We start from the raw sequence: 14,311 nt of genomic DNA, 5'->3' as shown, positions 1-14,311 counted from the left end.
GCGGATCGCCCCGGGAGAAGAGGATCAGGCCCGGGCCGGCTGGCCCGTTGCCTGCGCCCGCCGCTCCGGGATCGGGAAGATGCGGTCATAGGCGAGATTGAAGACGAAGGCATAGGCCACATAGAAGCCCGCGATCGCGATATCCATGACGAAGGCCTCCACCAGGCTGATCCCGAGATACCAGGCGATGGCCGGCAGCAGCGCCACCAGCAGCCCGGCCTCGAACAGGATGGCGTGCAGGACGCGCAGCGGCAGCGTCTTCTCCACCCGGCCCCGCAGGGCCAGCATCGCCCGGTCGAAGCCCAGGTTGTAGAGATAGTTCCAGAGCGCGGCCGCGAAGACGCTGCCGACGCCGATGACCCCCATCTTCTCGACCGACAGGCCGAAGAGCCACGAGCCCAGCGGCAGGACCAGGGCGAGACCGACAATCTCGAACAGGATGGTGTGACGGATGCGATCCGCTGTGCTGCGCATGGAGGACCCTTTTGTGCGACTGGCGTTGTTGCGGGGTTTCTATCGCCTTTCCTGCCATGGCAAAGTTGGATGCCATCGTTCTGGACGATAGGTTGCAGCCATGAGTGTTTCCCTCGACCAACTCCAGGCCTTCGTGGCCGCCGCCGAGACCGGCTCCTTCTCCGCCGCCGCCCGGAAGCTGCGCCGGGCGCAGTCGGTGGTCAGCACCCATGTCGCCAATCTGGAAACAGATCTCGGGCTGGAACTCTTCCGCCGAGAGGGCCGCAACCCGAGCCTGACCCGCGCCGGGCAGCGGCTGCTGCAGGAGGCGCGGGTGGTGCTGGAACGTCGGGAGCACCTGATCGGCGTGGCACGCAGCCTGGAGGAAGCGGTGGAGGACCGGCTGGTCCTGGCCATCGACGAGCTCTATCCGGAAAACGCGCTCGGCAGCCTCTTCGCCGACTTCGCCCGGCATTTCCCTTCCGTGGAGCTGGAGATCCTGTTCTCGCTGATGGAGGATGTCAGCCAGCTCGTGCAGGAGGGAAAGGCCGATCTCGGCATCCAGTGGCGGCCGGAGGTGCTGCCGACCGAACTGGGCTTCCACACGCTGGGCTGGGTGCCGCTGAAGCTGGTCTGCGGCCGCGACCACCCGCTGGCCAAGGAGCGGGTGGAATGGGAGGAGCTGAAGCGCCACCGCCAGATCATGCTCGCCACCCGCAGCGAGAGCCGGGAGAAGAGCCGCCTCCGCGTTGCTGCCGAGGTCTGGTGGGTGGAAAGCCACTGGGTGATCCTGGAATTCGTGAAGCACGGCATCGGCTGGGCCTTCGCCTCCGACCACGTGATCGCCGCCTCCCCGGCGGCGCCGGACCTCGTCACGCCGGAGCTCCAGTTCGATCGCGGCGACTGGCCCGTGGCGCTGGAGATGGTCTGGCACAAGCAGCGCCCCTCCGGCCCCGCCGCCGCCTGGCTGCGGCAAAGGCTGGCGGCGGAACGCATCGGGGCGCGGGCCCCGGCCTGAACGGCTTCCGGCCGCCGGGCGGCCCGGACGGGATCGCCGCCTGCGCGGGAGGCGCAGCCATCCGGCCGCCGGCACGTTTCCCCGCCGGGTGGAGCTCATCGGGCCGCCGGATGCAGGGAGATGCGGGATGGCAACGGGACGTGGCGGCAGGGACGCCTATACGGACAAGCAGAAGCGCCAAGCCGAACATATCGAGGAGAGCTACGAGCACCGCGGCGTACCGGAGAAGGAGGCCGAGGCGCGGGCCTGGGCCACGGTGAACAAGCAGGATGGCGGCGGCAAGAAGAGCGGTTCGGGGCGTGGCCACGCCGTCTCGCATGAACCGTCGCACAAGGGCGGCCATCTGGGCGGCGAAGCCTCGGCCTCCCGCCCGGCCAGCGAGCGCTCCGCCTCCGCGAAGAAGGCCGCGGAAACCCGGCGCCGGAACGCGGAGCACGGGACGCAGCATCACTGAGCAGCACCACTGAGCAGCATCACTGAACTGGCACGGCAGGTCCGGCCAGACCCTCGGTGCCCCCGGGGATATCCCCGGGGACCGGTACGGATCGCTATTCCGCCATGGGGACGGCCAGCACGCTCTGGCGGAAGCTCTCCTGCGCCTCGGTGAAGCCGGCATGCACATCGTCGGCCGCCAACGTCAGGCTTTCCGCGGACAGCAGCACCCGCAACTGCCCATCGTTCCATTCGCGCGGGCGCCCGCGCTTGGCCAGCCCATGGACCAGTGCGCGTGCCACCCGCATGACCATGCTGCGCTCGGCGATCTCGGTCGCGGCGGCCTGCACCGCCGGGGCGACCTCCTCGCTGTCCTCGCTGCCGGTCAGCATGGAGGCCATCACCGCCACCGCCGGATAGGTCAGGTTGATGTGGAGCTGGTGGCTTTCCGGATAGTAGCAGGCGGCGCGGAAGGTCAGCCCGGCATCGGCCACCTCGGCGGCACCGCGCAGCAGGAACAGGGCGGGCGCGGTCTCGATCACCACCGGGCGAGCGGCCGGCGGCGCCACCGGCGTCGCGGGGGGCGGCATGTCCTCCGTGCGCGGGCGGGGCGGGCGGCGGCGCGCGACGCCCAGGCTCCGCAGCAGCTCCCCCATCTCCTGCTGCGCCTCGGCCACCAGGGCGGCGGAGGGCGAACTGCCGGCCAGGATCTCCCTCAGCCAGCCCGGCTGGTGCTCGGCGATGAGGGGGGCGAGATCGGCCAGCCGCACCTGCGCCTGCGCGCCGCCGCGGTAGCGCAGGAACTCGCGATAGCCTTCCGCCTGCACCGGATGGTCCGAAGGCAGCTCCACCAGGATGGAGACATGCCGCGCGCCCACCGGCACGCCGAAGCTCGGCGCCTCGCGCCGCCACTGGGCGCCGCGCATCACCGCGAAGATCTCGTCGCGGAAGACGATGCCGGCCATGCCTTCCGCATTCTCCAGGCCGGAGGGCTGGCTGAGGTTGGCCCCCGGCTTGTCCGGATGCGGGGCGTCGTAGGCATAGTGGATCACGACGCCATCCGGCAGCGCCACGCGCTCGTAGTGCGGCAGGGCGGCGAGCCGCTGCTCCAGGCTGCGGAGCGCATAGCTGGCGGTGACCGGGTGGATGCCGGGCTGCAGCAGCACGCTACCGCCGGGCAGGAAGCGGAAATAGCGGCCGCCGATGGTCTCGATGAGCCAGTTGGCCGGGCTGCGCGGATGGCCGTCGAAGGGATCGGCCACGGTGTCCTGCTCCGCCCGGTTGCCGAGCAGAACCACCTCGGTCCAGTCGCTCGCGGTGTCCCGCCCCTCGGCCCGGGCCAGTCCGGTGACCTCGACGATCTCGGTCAGGCGGCCGTCCGGGGCGGGCTGGTGCAGGCGGCCATAGGTGCCGCCCCGCTTGCCCAGCACCACCTCATGCACCACCCCGTCACGGCAGGAGCGATAGCGCATCCCATGCTGGTTGGAGGGCAGGGAGGCCACCTTGGCACCCATGCCGAAATTGGCGTCGAGCCCGTTCACCTTGTTGATCGAGGCGGCGATGTCGCACATCCGGTAGAGTTCCGCCGCGGTCAGCCCCCGTCCGGCGTTCCACAGGGCCAGCTTGCGCGCCCCATCGACCGTCAGGGCCGAGAATTCCACCCGCCGCTCCCCGTTCGGCGCGCTCTGGGCGGCCTCCAGCGCGTTCTGCAGCAGTTCCCGGATCATCATCGACTTCGGGCACCGCTCGATCATCGCCGCGACAAGAAAGTCTTCGTTGCCGACCCGCAGCCTCGTGATGGTGCTCATCTCAGCCCTGTCCACCTATGGTTGCTGCGTCGCATCATACACAACAAGGCTAAGCGTATCGAGGGTTGATTCAGTCCGCGTTAAACAATGACTTCCGGTTGTGGAAAACCCTCCCCACCCGGTGGCAGATGGGCCAGGAAGCGCAGCTTCAGGGGGGAGATGTCGGCCGGGCGGTGTACGATGGCGAGGCCGGTATGCGCCTCGCTCCCCTCCAGCTCCAGCAGCGCCACCCCCGCCATTCCGATCCGCCGCAGGACCGCCGGCACCAGGCTGACCCCGAAGCCGGCGGCCACCAGTCCCAGGATGCTGGTGGCGTTGTTCACCCGCAACTCGATCCGGGGCGTAAACCCGGCCCCCTGGCAGAGCTGCCAGAGCCGATGCCCCAGCCCCATGCCCTGTGGGTCGCGCAGGGCGATGAAGGGCTGCTCCGCCAGCGCCTCCAGCGGCAGCGGCCGGGGCAGGCGCTCCGCCAGGGAGGGCATCACCGCCGCCAGAAGCGCGTCGCGGCTGAAGGGCCGGGCCTGGTATTCGGGAGGCAGGATGCCCACCGGCTCCCGCACCACGGCCAGGTCCAGGCGCCGCTGCTCCAGTGCGGGCAGCTGGTCCTGCACCGAGATCTCCTGCAGGTCGATCCGCGCATCGGGCACGGAACGGCGGAAGGCCGAGAGCAGGGTGGGCAGTTCCGGCCCCAGCATGGCGGTGTTCACGTAGCCGATGCTGATCTCGCCGAGTTCGCCCCGGGCGGCGCGGCGGGCGACATGCACCGCCCGCGCCTCCTGCTCCAGCGCCGCCGCGGCTTCGGGCAGAAAGGCCGCCCCCGCCTCGGTCAGCGCGATGCCGCGCCCGGCGCGGCGCAGCAGCCGCGCCCCCACCGATTGTTCCAGGGCCCGGATCTGCTGGCTGAGGGCGGGCTGCGCGATCCCGAGGCGCTCGGCGGCGCGCCCGATATGCAGCTCACGGGCGGCGGCGACGAAGCATTCGAAACGGCGGTTGGTCATCCCGGGTCATTCATAACTTATAACTTATGGATTCTGCGAGTCTGCCTCGTTGATCCCCGGCCGCCACGGGTGCAAGCCTGTGGCCTGGACCGGCGTCCGCCGACGGCGACCGGCGGGGTCTGCCAATGCCCCGGAACAGAAGCAACCAGCAGGGAGGCGTCGATGCCCGACGGCCATAAGCAATTGCTGAACCGCGACAGCCTGCGGCGCGCCGCGGCGCCGGAATTCATGATGCGCAACCGTGCCATCCATCCGCCGGCCTATACGCCGACCTACAAGACCAGCGTCGCCCGCTCCCCGCGCATGCCTCTCGTCTCGCTGCAGAACTCGCTGTCCGAGGTGACCGGCCCGGTCTTCGGCCATGGCGACATCGGCGAGCTGGATAACGACCTGATCCTGAACTACGCCAAGACGGGCGAGCCGATCGGCGAGCGCACCATCGTCCATGGCCGCGTGGTGGACGAGAACGGCCGCGGCGTCGGCGGCACGCTGGTGGAGTTCTGGCAGGCCAATGCCGGCGGCCGCTACCGCCACAAGAACGACACCTACCTCGCCCCCATCGACCCGAATTTCGGCGGCTGCGGCCGCACCGTGACGGATGCGGACGGCTACTACGTCTTCCGCACGGTCAAGCCCGGTGCCTATCCCTTCCGCAACTACGTCAACAGCTGGCGCCCGGCGCATATCCACTTCTCGCTCTTCGGCAGCGGCTTCGCGCAGCGCCTGATCACCCAGATGTACTTCGAGGGCGATCCGCTGATCCCGCACGACCAGATCCTGGGCACCGTCCCGGACCTGGCGGCCCGCGACCGCCTGATCGCGCGCCTCGACATGAATGCCGGCGTGCCGCTAGACTCCCTGGCCTACCGCTTCGACATCGTCCTGCGCGGCCAGCGCTCCACGCTGTTCGAGAACAAGCTGCAGGGGAACTGAGCGCCCATGTTCAACGTCAACGCCCCGGCCTCCTTCCTCCAGGAAACGCCGTCCCAGACCGCCGGCCCCTATGTGCATATCGGGCTGATCCCGCACCAGGCGGGCTTCGACATCTTCGAGAAGGACTTCAGCAACACGCTGGTGACGCCCGAGACCCAGGGCGAGCGCATCACCATCGAGGGCCGCGTCATCGACGGCACGGGTTCGCTCTGCAAGGACATCCTGCTGGAGATCTGGCAGGCCAATGCCGCCGGCAAGTACGACCATGAGGCCGACCAGCAGGACAAGCCGGTGGACCCGGCCTTCCGCGGCTGGGGCCGCACCGGCACGGCCTTCGACACCGGCGTCTATACCTTCGAGACGATCAAGCCCGGCAAGGTCGCCGGCCGCGCGGGGCGGGGCGAGATGGCGCCGCATGTCAACTTCTGGGTCGCGGCGCGCGGCATCAATATCGGCCTGAGCACGCGCATGTACTTCTCCGACGAGGAGGAGGCGAACAGGAAGGACCCGGTGCTCAACATCGTCGAGCAGGCGGAGCGCCGGAAGACCCTGATCGCGCAGCGTTCCGAGCGCGACGGCAAGGTGGTCTACACCTTCGACATCCGCCTGCAGGGCGGCGCGGACGAGACCGTCTTCTTCGACGTCTGAGGTCTCCAGGCGGCCGGCCCCTCCTGGGCCGGCCGCCCCCTCATTCCCGCCGGTCGTGCGACAGCGGCCGGCTCGCCGCCAGGAGACGGTTCTGCAAGTGGCGGATAGCCAGCATCGCCGCTTCCGCGACATCGTGGAACGCCATTCGGACATGCGCGAGCTGGGTGGAGCCAGCCTGCTGCAAGGCTTCGTCGTGAATCCTCTGCTGGGTCAGGATCGCCTGATTGAGAGTTCGAATGACCAGACGCATCGTTTCTCTTCAGCTTCTCGCAGAAGCGAAGATGAGCATGGTTCCAGGATTCGAAGCAATAACTGAAAATCGTCTCATTAAAGGGACTATCCTCCCATCCTGGACGGAGGAGAGGGAGCCGGGGGAGGCATGCGCCTTCCCCGGCCCGGCGCTAGGGCGCGCTGGCCTCGTCGAGCAGCGCCGTATCCTCGGCGGATAGCTTGAGCGTGGCTGCCTTCAGCAGGTCCTCCAGCTGTTCCAGCCGGGTGGCGCTGGCGATCGGGGCGGTGACGCCGCCGCGGTTGGCCAGCCAGGCAATGGCGACCTGCGCCTGGGTGACGCCATGGCGGGCGGAAACCTCGTCCAAGGCGCGCAGCACGGCGAGTCCCCGGGGGTTCAGGTACTTCTTCACGCCGCCGCCGCGTGGGCTCTGCCCCAGATCCTCCTCGCTGCGGTACTTGCCGGTGAGGAAGCCGGCGGCGAGCGAGAAATAGGTGATCACGCCGATCCCCTCCTCGTAGCAGAGCGGCTGCAGCTCCTCCTCGAACCCCTCGCGCTCCACGAGGTTGTAGTGCGGCTGCAGGCTCTCGTAGCGCGGCACGCCCAGCTCGGCGGCGGCGGTCAGCGCCTCGCGCAGCCGCGCGGCGGAATAGTTGGAGGCGCCCACGGCCCGCACCTTGCCCTCGGCGATCAGCTCGGCATAGGCGCCCATGGTCTCGGCGAGCGGCGTGCCGGGGTCGTCGAAATGCGACTGGTAGAGGTCGATGTAGTCGGTGCGCAGGCGCTTCAGCGAATGCTCCACCTCCTTCCTGATCCAGTCGCGGCCAAGGCCCTTGCCCTGGCCCGGCATCTCGCCGCCGACCTTGGTGAGGATCAGCACGTCGTCGCGCCGGCCGCGCCGCTTCAGCCACTGGCCGATGACGTTCTCGGATTCGCCCCCGCTATGGCCCGGTGCCCAGTGGGAATAGATGTCGGCCGTGTCGATGGCGTTGAATCCTGCCTCCACCAGCCGGTCGAGCAGGCGGAAGGAGGTGGTCTCGTCCGCCGTCCAGCCGAAGACATTGCCGCCGAAGACCAGAGGCGGGAGCGTGAGGCCGGATCGGCCGAGCGGGCGTCGTTCCATGGTCCTGTCCTTCCGTTGTCGCGGCCCGCCCGTCCGGGTTCCCGTGATGCCATCGGCGGCGGGGCCAGCCCGCGGGCCGCAGGGGAGCATGCCCGGGGGCCGGGAGAGCATGGCTTCGACCGGCTGCGCCGGGCCTGCACAGCCAGCATCCCTCCGCCGGCCCGGCTTGGCCAGCCCGCTTCCGGTCACAGGGCCGGGGGGTTCAGCCCTCCAGCTTCACCCCGGTCAGCCGCACCATCTCCCGCCAGCGGGCGACCTCCTGCTTCTGGAAGGCCGCGAATTCCCCCGGCCCCTGCGGGGCGAGGGTGAAGCCGGCATTCCGCAGCTTCTCCCCCATCGCCGGGTCCTGCACCACGCCGAGCATGGCCCCGGCGATCCGCTCCACCACGGGTGCGGGGGTCTGCGCCGGTGCGAAGAGGCCGAACCAGGCATCCACGAAGGGCTCGGGCTGCCCGGCCTCGGTGGCGGTGGGGATGTCGGGGAAGTCCGGCAGGCGGGCCGGGGCGCCGATGGCCAGGGCGCGCAGCTTGCCGTCGCGCACCAGTGGCGCGACCGAGGGGAAGGTGGCGGTGTAGAAATCCACAACCCCGGTCATCGTGTCGGTCGCCGCCGGGGCGGCGCCGCGATAGGGCACGTGGACCGCCCGCATCCCCGTGCGCCGCACCAGCGTCTCGCTGATCACATGCGAGGCGGAGCCGGCCTGGGATGAGGCATAGCTCAGCTCCTCCCGCCGCCCGCGCCCGATCAGCTCCGCCAGGCTGCGCGAGGGCGAGTCCGCCCCGACCACCAGCGCATGGTGGACCGTGCCCAGCCGCGCGACGGGGGTGAAGCTCTCGAGGACGTCGTAGGGCAGGTTCGGCATCATCCACTGGTTCGAGGCGTGGGTCTGGTTGTGGCCCAGCACGATGGTGTTGCCGTCGGGCGCGGCACGGGCCACGGCCTCGCTGCCGATCACGCCGCCGGCGCCGGGCTTGTTGTCCACCACCACGATGCGGCCCAGGGACGGATGCGCGCCTTCCGCCAGGACCCGGGCCAGGATGTCGGTCGGGCCGCCCGGCGGGGCGGGCACCACGAGATGCAGGGGCGGCGCGCCCTGGGCCCGGGCGGGGCGGGACAGGCTGGCGGCGATGGGGCCGAGGGCGGCCAGGGCCCGCAAGGCGCTGCGGCGATGGATCATGTGGACGTGTCCTCCTCCAACCCGCAACAGGCCTCCGGCACCCGGCCGGGTCAAGAGCCGGGGGAGGGTGCCCGGGGAGGGTGCCCGGCAGCGGGCATGGGGCGGAGCCCACGAGGCGGGCGCGCCGGCCGGGGGCGGCGCGGGCCGGACCCTTTTGGCTGGGCGACATGGACGGGGGCACGGGGCTGCCTTGCGGCGCGGCGGGGTTACCGGCGCCCGGACGAGCCTCTACAGGAGCCGGCCCCGCATCCGTTAAAACCGCTTCTCCGACGAGTTGCCGCCATGTCCGCCGTCACCCGGCTCTTCCCGCTCTGGGCGGTGATCGCCGCCGTCCTGGCCTATCTCTCCCCCGCCGTGTTCCAGCCGGTCGCGCCCTGGGTCACGCTGCTGCTGTCGCTGATCATGTTCGCCATGGGCGTCACCCTGAAGCTGGAGGATTTCCGCCGGGTGATCACGCGCCCCGCGCCGGTTCTGGCCGGGGTCGGGCTGCACTACCTGATCATGCCTCTGGCCGCCTGGGCCATCGCCCGGCTGCTGCACATGCCGCCCGACCTGTCCGCCGGCATGGTGCTGGTGGGCAGCGTGGCGAGCGGCACCGCCTCCACGGTCATGGTCTATCTTTCGCGTGGCGACGTGGCGCTGGCGGTGACGATCAGCGCGCTGTCCACCGTGGTGGGCGTGGTGGCGACGCCGCTGCTCACCCGGCTCTACGTCTCGGCCGAGATCGCGGTGGACACCTTCGGCCTGCTGACCAGCATCCTGCAGATCGTCGCCCTGCCCATCGCCGCCGGGCTGGTGGCGAGCCATCTCGTGCCGCGCGTCGTGCGGGGGGTGAAGCCGGTGCTGCCGCTGGTCTCCATGATCGCGATCCTGCTGATCATCGGCGCCGTCGTGGCGGGCACCCGCAACAGCATCGCCGCGGTGGGGCCGGTGGTGATGCTGGGCGTGGTGCTGCACAACGGCATCGGCCTGCTCGGCGGCTACTGGGGCGGGCGGCTGCTCGGCTTCGAGGAAAGCATCTGCCGCACCCTGGCGCTGGAGGTCGGGATGCAGAATTCCGGCCTCGCCGCCGCGCTGGGCAAGATCTACTTCTCGCCGCTCGCGGCCCTGCCGGGCGCACTCTTCTCCGTCTGGCACAACCTGTCCGGCTCGCTGATCGCGGGCTTCTGGGCCGGGCGCCCGACGGGCGAGCGGGACGACGGGGCGGAGGAACGCGCCGCCTTCACCGGGCACTGAGCCCGGAAAGGCCTGGCCGGCGTCCGGGTGGGCCGGCCGCCGTTCAGCCCATCCGCCAGACCTGCCAGGCCGAGCCCAGCGCGCCGGCCAGGATCAGCGCGAAGCCGCAGTTCCGGTAGAAGCGGAGCGTGGCGACCTGCTCCGCCGAGGCCTGCCGTTCCGACACATCGGGGCGGCTGTGCCAGCGGGCGGCGAAGATGTCCCGCCCCCAGCTTGGCGTGTCCTGCGACAACTCGGCCCGGACACAGACCAGGCTGGCGATCAGGCCGAGCAGCAGCACGGCCGGGAAGCCCATGCGCCGGACCAGCAGCAGGCTCGCCCCGATCAGGGCGAAGACGCCGATCCAGCCCAGCCCCTGGATCAGTCCATAAGCCAGGTTGCGAAGGCTCGGCCTCATGACCTGATCCGTGCTCCTGTCCGCTGCCCCGCCAGGATAGGGCGCTTCCCCAAAGCGATGCCAGGAATGGACAGCCTCCCTGGCGCATCCGTGAAGGCGGGCCGCCGGCGCTTGACTCCGCTGGCATTCTGTCCCCGATTCGTTCTCATGCCGCTCGACCTGTCCGTCCCCGACCGCACCGCGCTGGTCTGCCGTTCCGCCATGCGCCATTGCGCCCGCCTGGGCTGGGCGCCCGTGCTGGAAGTGCCGATCCCCTGCGGGCGCAGGCTCGATATCATGGCGCTCACGCCGGAAGGTCAGTTGAACGCCATCGAGGTGAAGAGCGGGCCGCGCGACTTTCTTTCCGATGCGAAATGGCCGCAGTACCTGGAATGGTGCGACCGGCTGTTCTTCGCGGTGGATTGCGACTTCCCGCAGGACCTCATCCCGGAGGAGGTCGGCCTCTGGTGCACCGACGGCTACGAGACGGCCGTCCTGCGCGAGGCCCCGCACCGCCCTCTGGCCCCGGCACGGCGCAAGTCGCTGCTGCACCGCTATGCCGTGATCGCCGCCGGGCGCCTGGCGGCCCTCTGCGACCCGCTGGGGGCGCAGGAGATGCGGGCGGCGCTCCGCTGCGAGTGAGGCGCCGCCCGGGGCGTCACATCGCCAGGACCGGGTCCGGGACGCGGTTGTCGGTCCGCAGCGACTGAGGCGGTCCGGGCAGCGGACCCGGTTCCACGCCCCGTGCCGCATCCCAGCCGGCCCCGGCGGCCAGGGCCGCGATCCGGTCCCAGGCGGGGAGCGGAAACGCCATCCCCGCCTGCCGCTCCGCCCGCACCGCCGTGGCCAGCAGGTGCCGGCCGGGCGGGAGGCGGCCGCCCAGCACCGGCACGGCGGCCTGCGGGAACATCAGGCTGGTATTGGCCATGACATCCATCGCCCCGCTCCGCCGCCGGCCGAGGGGGTCCAGGATCGCGCTCGCCGCCGCCTCCCCCACCCGCAGCAGGATTCCGCCTTCCGACAGGAGGTCCAGCACGGAGCCGCCCGGCCGCTTGCGGGAGCGGACGCGGCAGGGCACCGCATGGCCTGATTCCAGGGTCGCGACGTCCCGGTCGGTGAGGAGGTCGTGCAGGCGGATCTCCCAGCCCTCGATGAAGAACTGGAGCGTCGTGACCTCCACCCCCGCCAGCGGCGACCAGCCGGTCTCGATCCAGTCCCGGCCGAGGCGGCGGGCGGGGATGTCGCGGCGGATGTGCCAGTCCCGCTCATCCGTGCTGACGGCCAGGATGTTGTCGCCGCAGGCACCGTTGTGGATCCAGCGCGCCGCCTCCAGGCAGGGGCCGAGATGCGTGGAATAGGCGAATTTCGCGTATTTCTCCGTGCCGCCGCGCATGTTGTCGTGGCTGGGCCCGGCGGGCAGGGCGGTGACGTCGCCGCCCTGGCGCCGCACCAGCATGGAGGCCCCGGGGATCAGGGTCACGCCGTCCGCGTCCGGGTGCGGCGCCTCCTCGGCCTGCCAGAAGGGATGCGTGTCCGGCAGGGCGAGCGGCAGGAAGGCCTTGAAGGCCCAGTAGGGCGAGCCCTGGGAATTGTAGTTCTCGCTCATCAGCAGGTTCGGCCAGCGATAGCCGACGCGCATCCGCCCGGCCTCGTCCAGCATCGGCTGTTGCAGCCACCAGCGGATCTGCCGTGCCCAGAGCCCGCGGATCACGCCCCAGGGCAGCGCCTCCACCCCGGCATAGGCCAGCGCGCCCCAGAAGGCGGCGGTGGCGAAGCGGTAGGTCAGCGAACGGCCGATCGCCAGCGTGGCGCCGTCATCGCCGAACCAGTGGCGGAAGCCCCGGGCGAAGGCGACCGCACGGTCGCGGTAGCGGGCGGCGCGCTCCGGGTCGCGCCCGCCGGCCAGGGCGGCATAGGCGAGGCCATAGAACTGCAGCGCGAAGCCGTTGTAGTGGTCGATATGGCCGCCGGCCCCGTCGCCGTACCAGCCGTCGCGGAGGTAGAATTCCTCGATCCGTGCCAGGTGCCGGTCGCGGGAAGCCTCGTCGACCGGCAGGCCGACGCGCTCCATGCCCAGCCCCGCCATGACCGGAAAGAAGTGCCAGTTGTTGTCGGCCATGGCGACGCGCTGCACGCCGCCGAGCCAGGTGGCGAGGTTGCGCTTCGCGGTTTCCGGCAGCGGCTCCCACAGATGCTCCGGCACCAGGGCCAGGGCGAAGCCCAGCGCCGCCATCTCCACCGAGCGCTGGTCGTGGTCGGTGACGGCCTCCCAGTATTCCGGATGCGCGGGGTCGCTGCCGCTCGCCAGCCCCTCCCGGAACAGGGACCAGCCGTCGAAATCGCCGCCGCCCGCCGCGAAGGGCGCGAGGCCCCAGAGCGGGCGGGCATAGCCCTCGAACCATTCGGCCTTGCGGTCGAAATGCGCGCTGTCCAGCCCCAGCCGCACCTGCGCGCGTCCCGGGCTGAAGCAGGGGCGCAGCGGCGCGTTCAGGTCGAGCAGCAGGCGGGCGGCATCGGCGCGGGTGCCCAGCGGGTTCCCGCGGATGGCCGCGTGCAGGTCCGCGTTCGTCACAGGATGGCGTTCGTGTCGCTGACCAGCTTCGCAGCGGCCTGCTTCGCATCCATCCGGCCAAAGGCGAACTCGTCGGCGGCGTTGCGCAGGAACTGGCCGAACTGCTGCGCGTTCACCGGCATGGCGGGCGGATAGGGGCCCACCTTGTCGGCCAGGAGGTTGACGTACTCCACCGTGCGGCGCTCCATTTCGTTCAGCGTCGGCAGGACGAGCTCGCGCGATGCCTTGGCCATCGGCACGCCACGCTCGACGCCCAGGATCTTCACCGCCTCCGGATCGTTGAGGAAGAAGTTTACGAACTCCGCCGCGAGTTGCATGTTGCGGCCGCGGCCATAAAGGCACCAGATCAGTGCGGGGCGGTAGAAATGCCCCGGCTTCGCGCCGGGGCCGCCATGCGGGAAGGTGGTCATGCCCAGCCTGAACGGCACGACCTCCTGCGTCGCGACGAGCTGGTTGGAGAACATCAGCGCCATGCCGGCATTCTTGGTGACCAGCGGCATGGACTGGATGGAGTTCACGTCCTGCGAGGCGATGTCGGGCGTGATGCAGCCGCCGGCCTTGCGTTGCCTGTCCCAGAAGGCGAACCATTCCGCCGCCAGCTCCGGGGTGAGGCCGAGCTTGCCCTCCGCCGTGAAGAGATCGATGCCATGCTGGCGCAGCCAGACGGTCAGCGCCTGCTGGTTCCGGCTGATATCGGCGGAACCCCACCAGTTCTCCTGCTTGGCCGCCTTGGTCAGCTCCACCGAAAGGCGGACATAGTCGTCCCAGCTGGTCTTCTCGTCCGGCGGCGTCAGGCCGGTGCGCGCGAAGACCTCGGAATCATAGAGCATGGCGAAGGAGTTCAGGCCGAGCCCCATGCCATAGACCTTGCCGTCCACGCGGCAGAGGTCGAGCATCGAAGGGTCGATGCCCGACACGTCGATGGTCTTGCCCAGCATCGGCTCCAGCGGCAGCAGCGCGCCACGCCGCGCATAGTCGGACAGGCTGTTGGGTTCGAGCTGGAAGACGTCCGGCCCGTTGCGACCGGCGATCTGCGTGTTGATCTTCTGGAAGTAGTCGGTGGAGTTGCCGTACTGGCCATTGATCTTGAGGCCGGGATGGCGCTTCTCGAAGATCTCGATCACCGCGAAGGTGCGGCGGGCGCGGTCGCTGGCGCCGAACCATTGCACCGCCATCCTCGTTTCCGCCGCCCTGGCGGAACGGCCGCCCGCCAGCGTGCCGCCCATCAGGGCAAGGCCGCCGCCCAGGGCCAGTCGACCCAGGTCGCGCCGCGCGAGATCCGCCATGGACTTGTCCTCCCCTTGTCTG

Annotated in this window: 15 protein-coding genes; 6 read left to right on the top strand and 9 right to left on the bottom strand. The window is 70.4% G+C overall.

Annotation, left to right across the window (positions count from 1 at the left end):
- Positions 1-24: 24 nt before the first annotated feature.
- Positions 25-474 (bottom strand): PACE efflux transporter, encoded by a 450-nt coding sequence (locus BT98_RS0113675; protein WP_019461843.1) that lies wholly within the window; start codon positions 472-474, stop codon positions 25-27.
- 100 nt (positions 475-574) lie between these two features.
- On the opposite strand from BT98_RS0113675, the gene BT98_RS0113670 reads away from it, so the two are divergent.
- Together BT98_RS0113670 and BT98_RS0113665 are read left to right on the top strand one after the other, a co-directional pair.
- The gene (locus BT98_RS0113670; protein ID WP_019461842.1) at positions 575-1,471 is read left to right on the top strand and encodes a LysR family transcriptional regulator; all 897 of its coding nucleotides are present in this window, start codon (positions 575-577) and stop codon (positions 1,469-1,471) included.
- A gap of 127 nt (positions 1,472-1,598) precedes the next feature.
- Positions 1,599-1,925, top strand: a complete 327-nt coding sequence (locus tag BT98_RS0113665) for a hypothetical protein (protein ID WP_019461841.1) — start codon at positions 1,599-1,601, stop codon at positions 1,923-1,925.
- A 94-nt stretch (positions 1,926-2,019) separates the two neighbouring features.
- Here the strand turns inward: BT98_RS0113665 and BT98_RS0113660 are convergent, their stop codons facing one another.
- Entirely contained in the window at positions 2,020-3,711 is a 1,692-nt protein-coding gene (locus tag BT98_RS0113660; RefSeq protein WP_019461840.1) for an ATP-binding protein, read from the bottom strand.
- A gap of 80 nt (positions 3,712-3,791) precedes the next feature.
- Positions 3,792-4,709: a LysR family transcriptional regulator gene (locus BT98_RS24375; protein WP_019461839.1), complete on the bottom strand. Its 918-nt coding sequence runs from the start codon at positions 4,707-4,709 to the stop codon at positions 3,792-3,794.
- A gap of 162 nt (positions 4,710-4,871) precedes the next feature.
- Between BT98_RS24375 and pcaH the strand changes: the two genes are divergently transcribed.
- Positions 4,872-5,642: a protocatechuate 3,4-dioxygenase subunit beta gene (gene pcaH / locus BT98_RS0113650; RefSeq protein ID WP_019461838.1), complete on the top strand. Its 771-nt coding sequence runs from the start codon at positions 4,872-4,874 to the stop codon at positions 5,640-5,642.
- Between the two features lie 6 nt (positions 5,643-5,648).
- Positions 5,649-6,290, top strand: a complete 642-nt coding sequence (gene pcaG, locus BT98_RS0113645; protein WP_019461837.1) for a protocatechuate 3,4-dioxygenase subunit alpha — start codon at positions 5,649-5,651, stop codon at positions 6,288-6,290.
- Between the two features lie 40 nt (positions 6,291-6,330).
- Here the strand turns inward: pcaG and BT98_RS0113640 are convergent, their stop codons facing one another.
- The 3 genes from BT98_RS0113640 to BT98_RS0113630 all read right to left on the bottom strand — a co-directional run bounded on the left by BT98_RS0113640 (position 6,331) and on the right by BT98_RS0113630 (position 8,819).
- Positions 6,331-6,540: a hypothetical protein gene (locus BT98_RS0113640; RefSeq protein ID WP_019461836.1), complete on the bottom strand. Its 210-nt coding sequence runs from the start codon at positions 6,538-6,540 to the stop codon at positions 6,331-6,333.
- Between the two features lie 151 nt (positions 6,541-6,691).
- Positions 6,692-7,642, bottom strand: coding sequence for an aldo/keto reductase (locus tag BT98_RS0113635; RefSeq protein WP_019461835.1), 951 nt, complete (start codon positions 7,640-7,642; stop codon positions 6,692-6,694).
- 202 nt (positions 7,643-7,844) lie between these two features.
- A complete protein-coding gene (locus tag BT98_RS0113630) occupies positions 7,845-8,819 on the bottom strand; it encodes a Bug family tripartite tricarboxylate transporter substrate binding protein (protein ID WP_027297247.1) in 975 nt (324 codons plus the stop codon).
- A gap of 282 nt (positions 8,820-9,101) precedes the next feature.
- Between BT98_RS0113630 and panS the strand changes: the two genes are divergently transcribed.
- Complete coding sequence (gene panS / locus BT98_RS0113625; protein WP_027297246.1) at positions 9,102-10,055, top strand: ketopantoate/pantoate/pantothenate transporter PanS; 954 nt, start codon at positions 9,102-9,104, stop codon at positions 10,053-10,055.
- Positions 10,056-10,098: 43 nt separating this feature from the next.
- Here panS and BT98_RS0113620 read toward each other — a convergent pair whose 3' ends face one another.
- Positions 10,099-10,452, bottom strand: coding sequence for a hypothetical protein (locus BT98_RS0113620; RefSeq protein WP_019460367.1), 354 nt, complete (start codon positions 10,450-10,452; stop codon positions 10,099-10,101).
- 147 nt (positions 10,453-10,599) lie between these two features.
- On the opposite strand from BT98_RS0113620, the gene BT98_RS0113615 reads away from it, so the two are divergent.
- On the top strand, positions 10,600-11,073 hold the full coding sequence (locus BT98_RS0113615; RefSeq protein WP_019460366.1) for an MmcB family DNA repair protein: 474 nt from the start codon (positions 10,600-10,602) through the stop codon (positions 11,071-11,073).
- Between the two features lie 16 nt (positions 11,074-11,089).
- Here the strand turns inward: BT98_RS0113615 and BT98_RS24370 are convergent, their stop codons facing one another.
- A complete protein-coding gene (locus BT98_RS24370; protein ID WP_019460365.1) occupies positions 11,090-13,003 on the bottom strand; it encodes a DUF2264 domain-containing protein in 1,914 nt (637 codons plus the stop codon).
- Positions 13,000-14,289, bottom strand: coding sequence for an ABC transporter substrate-binding protein (locus BT98_RS0113605; protein WP_019460364.1), 1,290 nt, complete (start codon positions 14,287-14,289; stop codon positions 13,000-13,002). The genes BT98_RS24370 and BT98_RS0113605 overlap by 4 nt, the downstream gene beginning before the upstream one ends.
- Positions 14,290-14,311 lie beyond the last annotated feature (22 nt).

The organism is Roseomonas mucosa ATCC BAA-692 (genome assembly GCF_000622225.1).
Classification (GTDB): Bacteria; Pseudomonadota; Alphaproteobacteria; order Acetobacterales; family Acetobacteraceae; genus Roseomonas; species Roseomonas mucosa.
The sequence above is the reverse complement of the archived record's forward strand: the minus strand, read 5'-3'. Positions and strand labels throughout refer to the sequence as shown.

Coding starts and splice junctions, on each gene's coding strand:
- BT98_RS0113620 (WP_019460367.1), bottom strand. CDS start 10,452: ATGAGGCCGAGCCTTCGCAACCTGGCTTATGGACTGATCCAGGGGCTG.
- BT98_RS0113605 (WP_019460364.1), bottom strand. CDS start 14,289: ATGGCGGATCTCGCGCGGCGCGACCTGGGTCGACTGGCCCTGGGCGGC.
- pcaH (WP_019461838.1), top strand. CDS start 4,872: ATGCCCGACGGCCATAAGCAATTGCTGAACCGCGACAGCCTGCGGCGC.
- BT98_RS0113640 (WP_019461836.1), bottom strand. CDS start 6,540: ATGCGTCTGGTCATTCGAACTCTCAATCAGGCGATCCTGACCCAGCAG.
- pcaG (WP_019461837.1), top strand. CDS start 5,649: ATGTTCAACGTCAACGCCCCGGCCTCCTTCCTCCAGGAAACGCCGTCC.
- BT98_RS0113675 (WP_019461843.1), bottom strand. CDS start 474: ATGCGCAGCACAGCGGATCGCATCCGTCACACCATCCTGTTCGAGATT.
- panS (WP_027297246.1), top strand. CDS start 9,102: ATGTCCGCCGTCACCCGGCTCTTCCCGCTCTGGGCGGTGATCGCCGCC.
- BT98_RS0113635 (WP_019461835.1), bottom strand. CDS start 7,642: ATGGAACGACGCCCGCTCGGCCGATCCGGCCTCACGCTCCCGCCTCTG.
- BT98_RS0113665 (WP_019461841.1), top strand. CDS start 1,599: ATGGCAACGGGACGTGGCGGCAGGGACGCCTATACGGACAAGCAGAAG.
- BT98_RS0113670 (WP_019461842.1), top strand. CDS start 575: ATGAGTGTTTCCCTCGACCAACTCCAGGCCTTCGTGGCCGCCGCCGAG.
- BT98_RS24375 (WP_019461839.1), bottom strand. CDS start 4,709: ATGACCAACCGCCGTTTCGAATGCTTCGTCGCCGCCGCCCGTGAGCTG.
- BT98_RS0113615 (WP_019460366.1), top strand. CDS start 10,600: ATGCCGCTCGACCTGTCCGTCCCCGACCGCACCGCGCTGGTCTGCCGT.
- BT98_RS0113630 (WP_027297247.1), bottom strand. CDS start 8,819: ATGATCCATCGCCGCAGCGCCTTGCGGGCCCTGGCCGCCCTCGGCCCC.
- BT98_RS0113660 (WP_019461840.1), bottom strand. CDS start 3,711: ATGAGCACCATCACGAGGCTGCGGGTCGGCAACGAAGACTTTCTTGTC.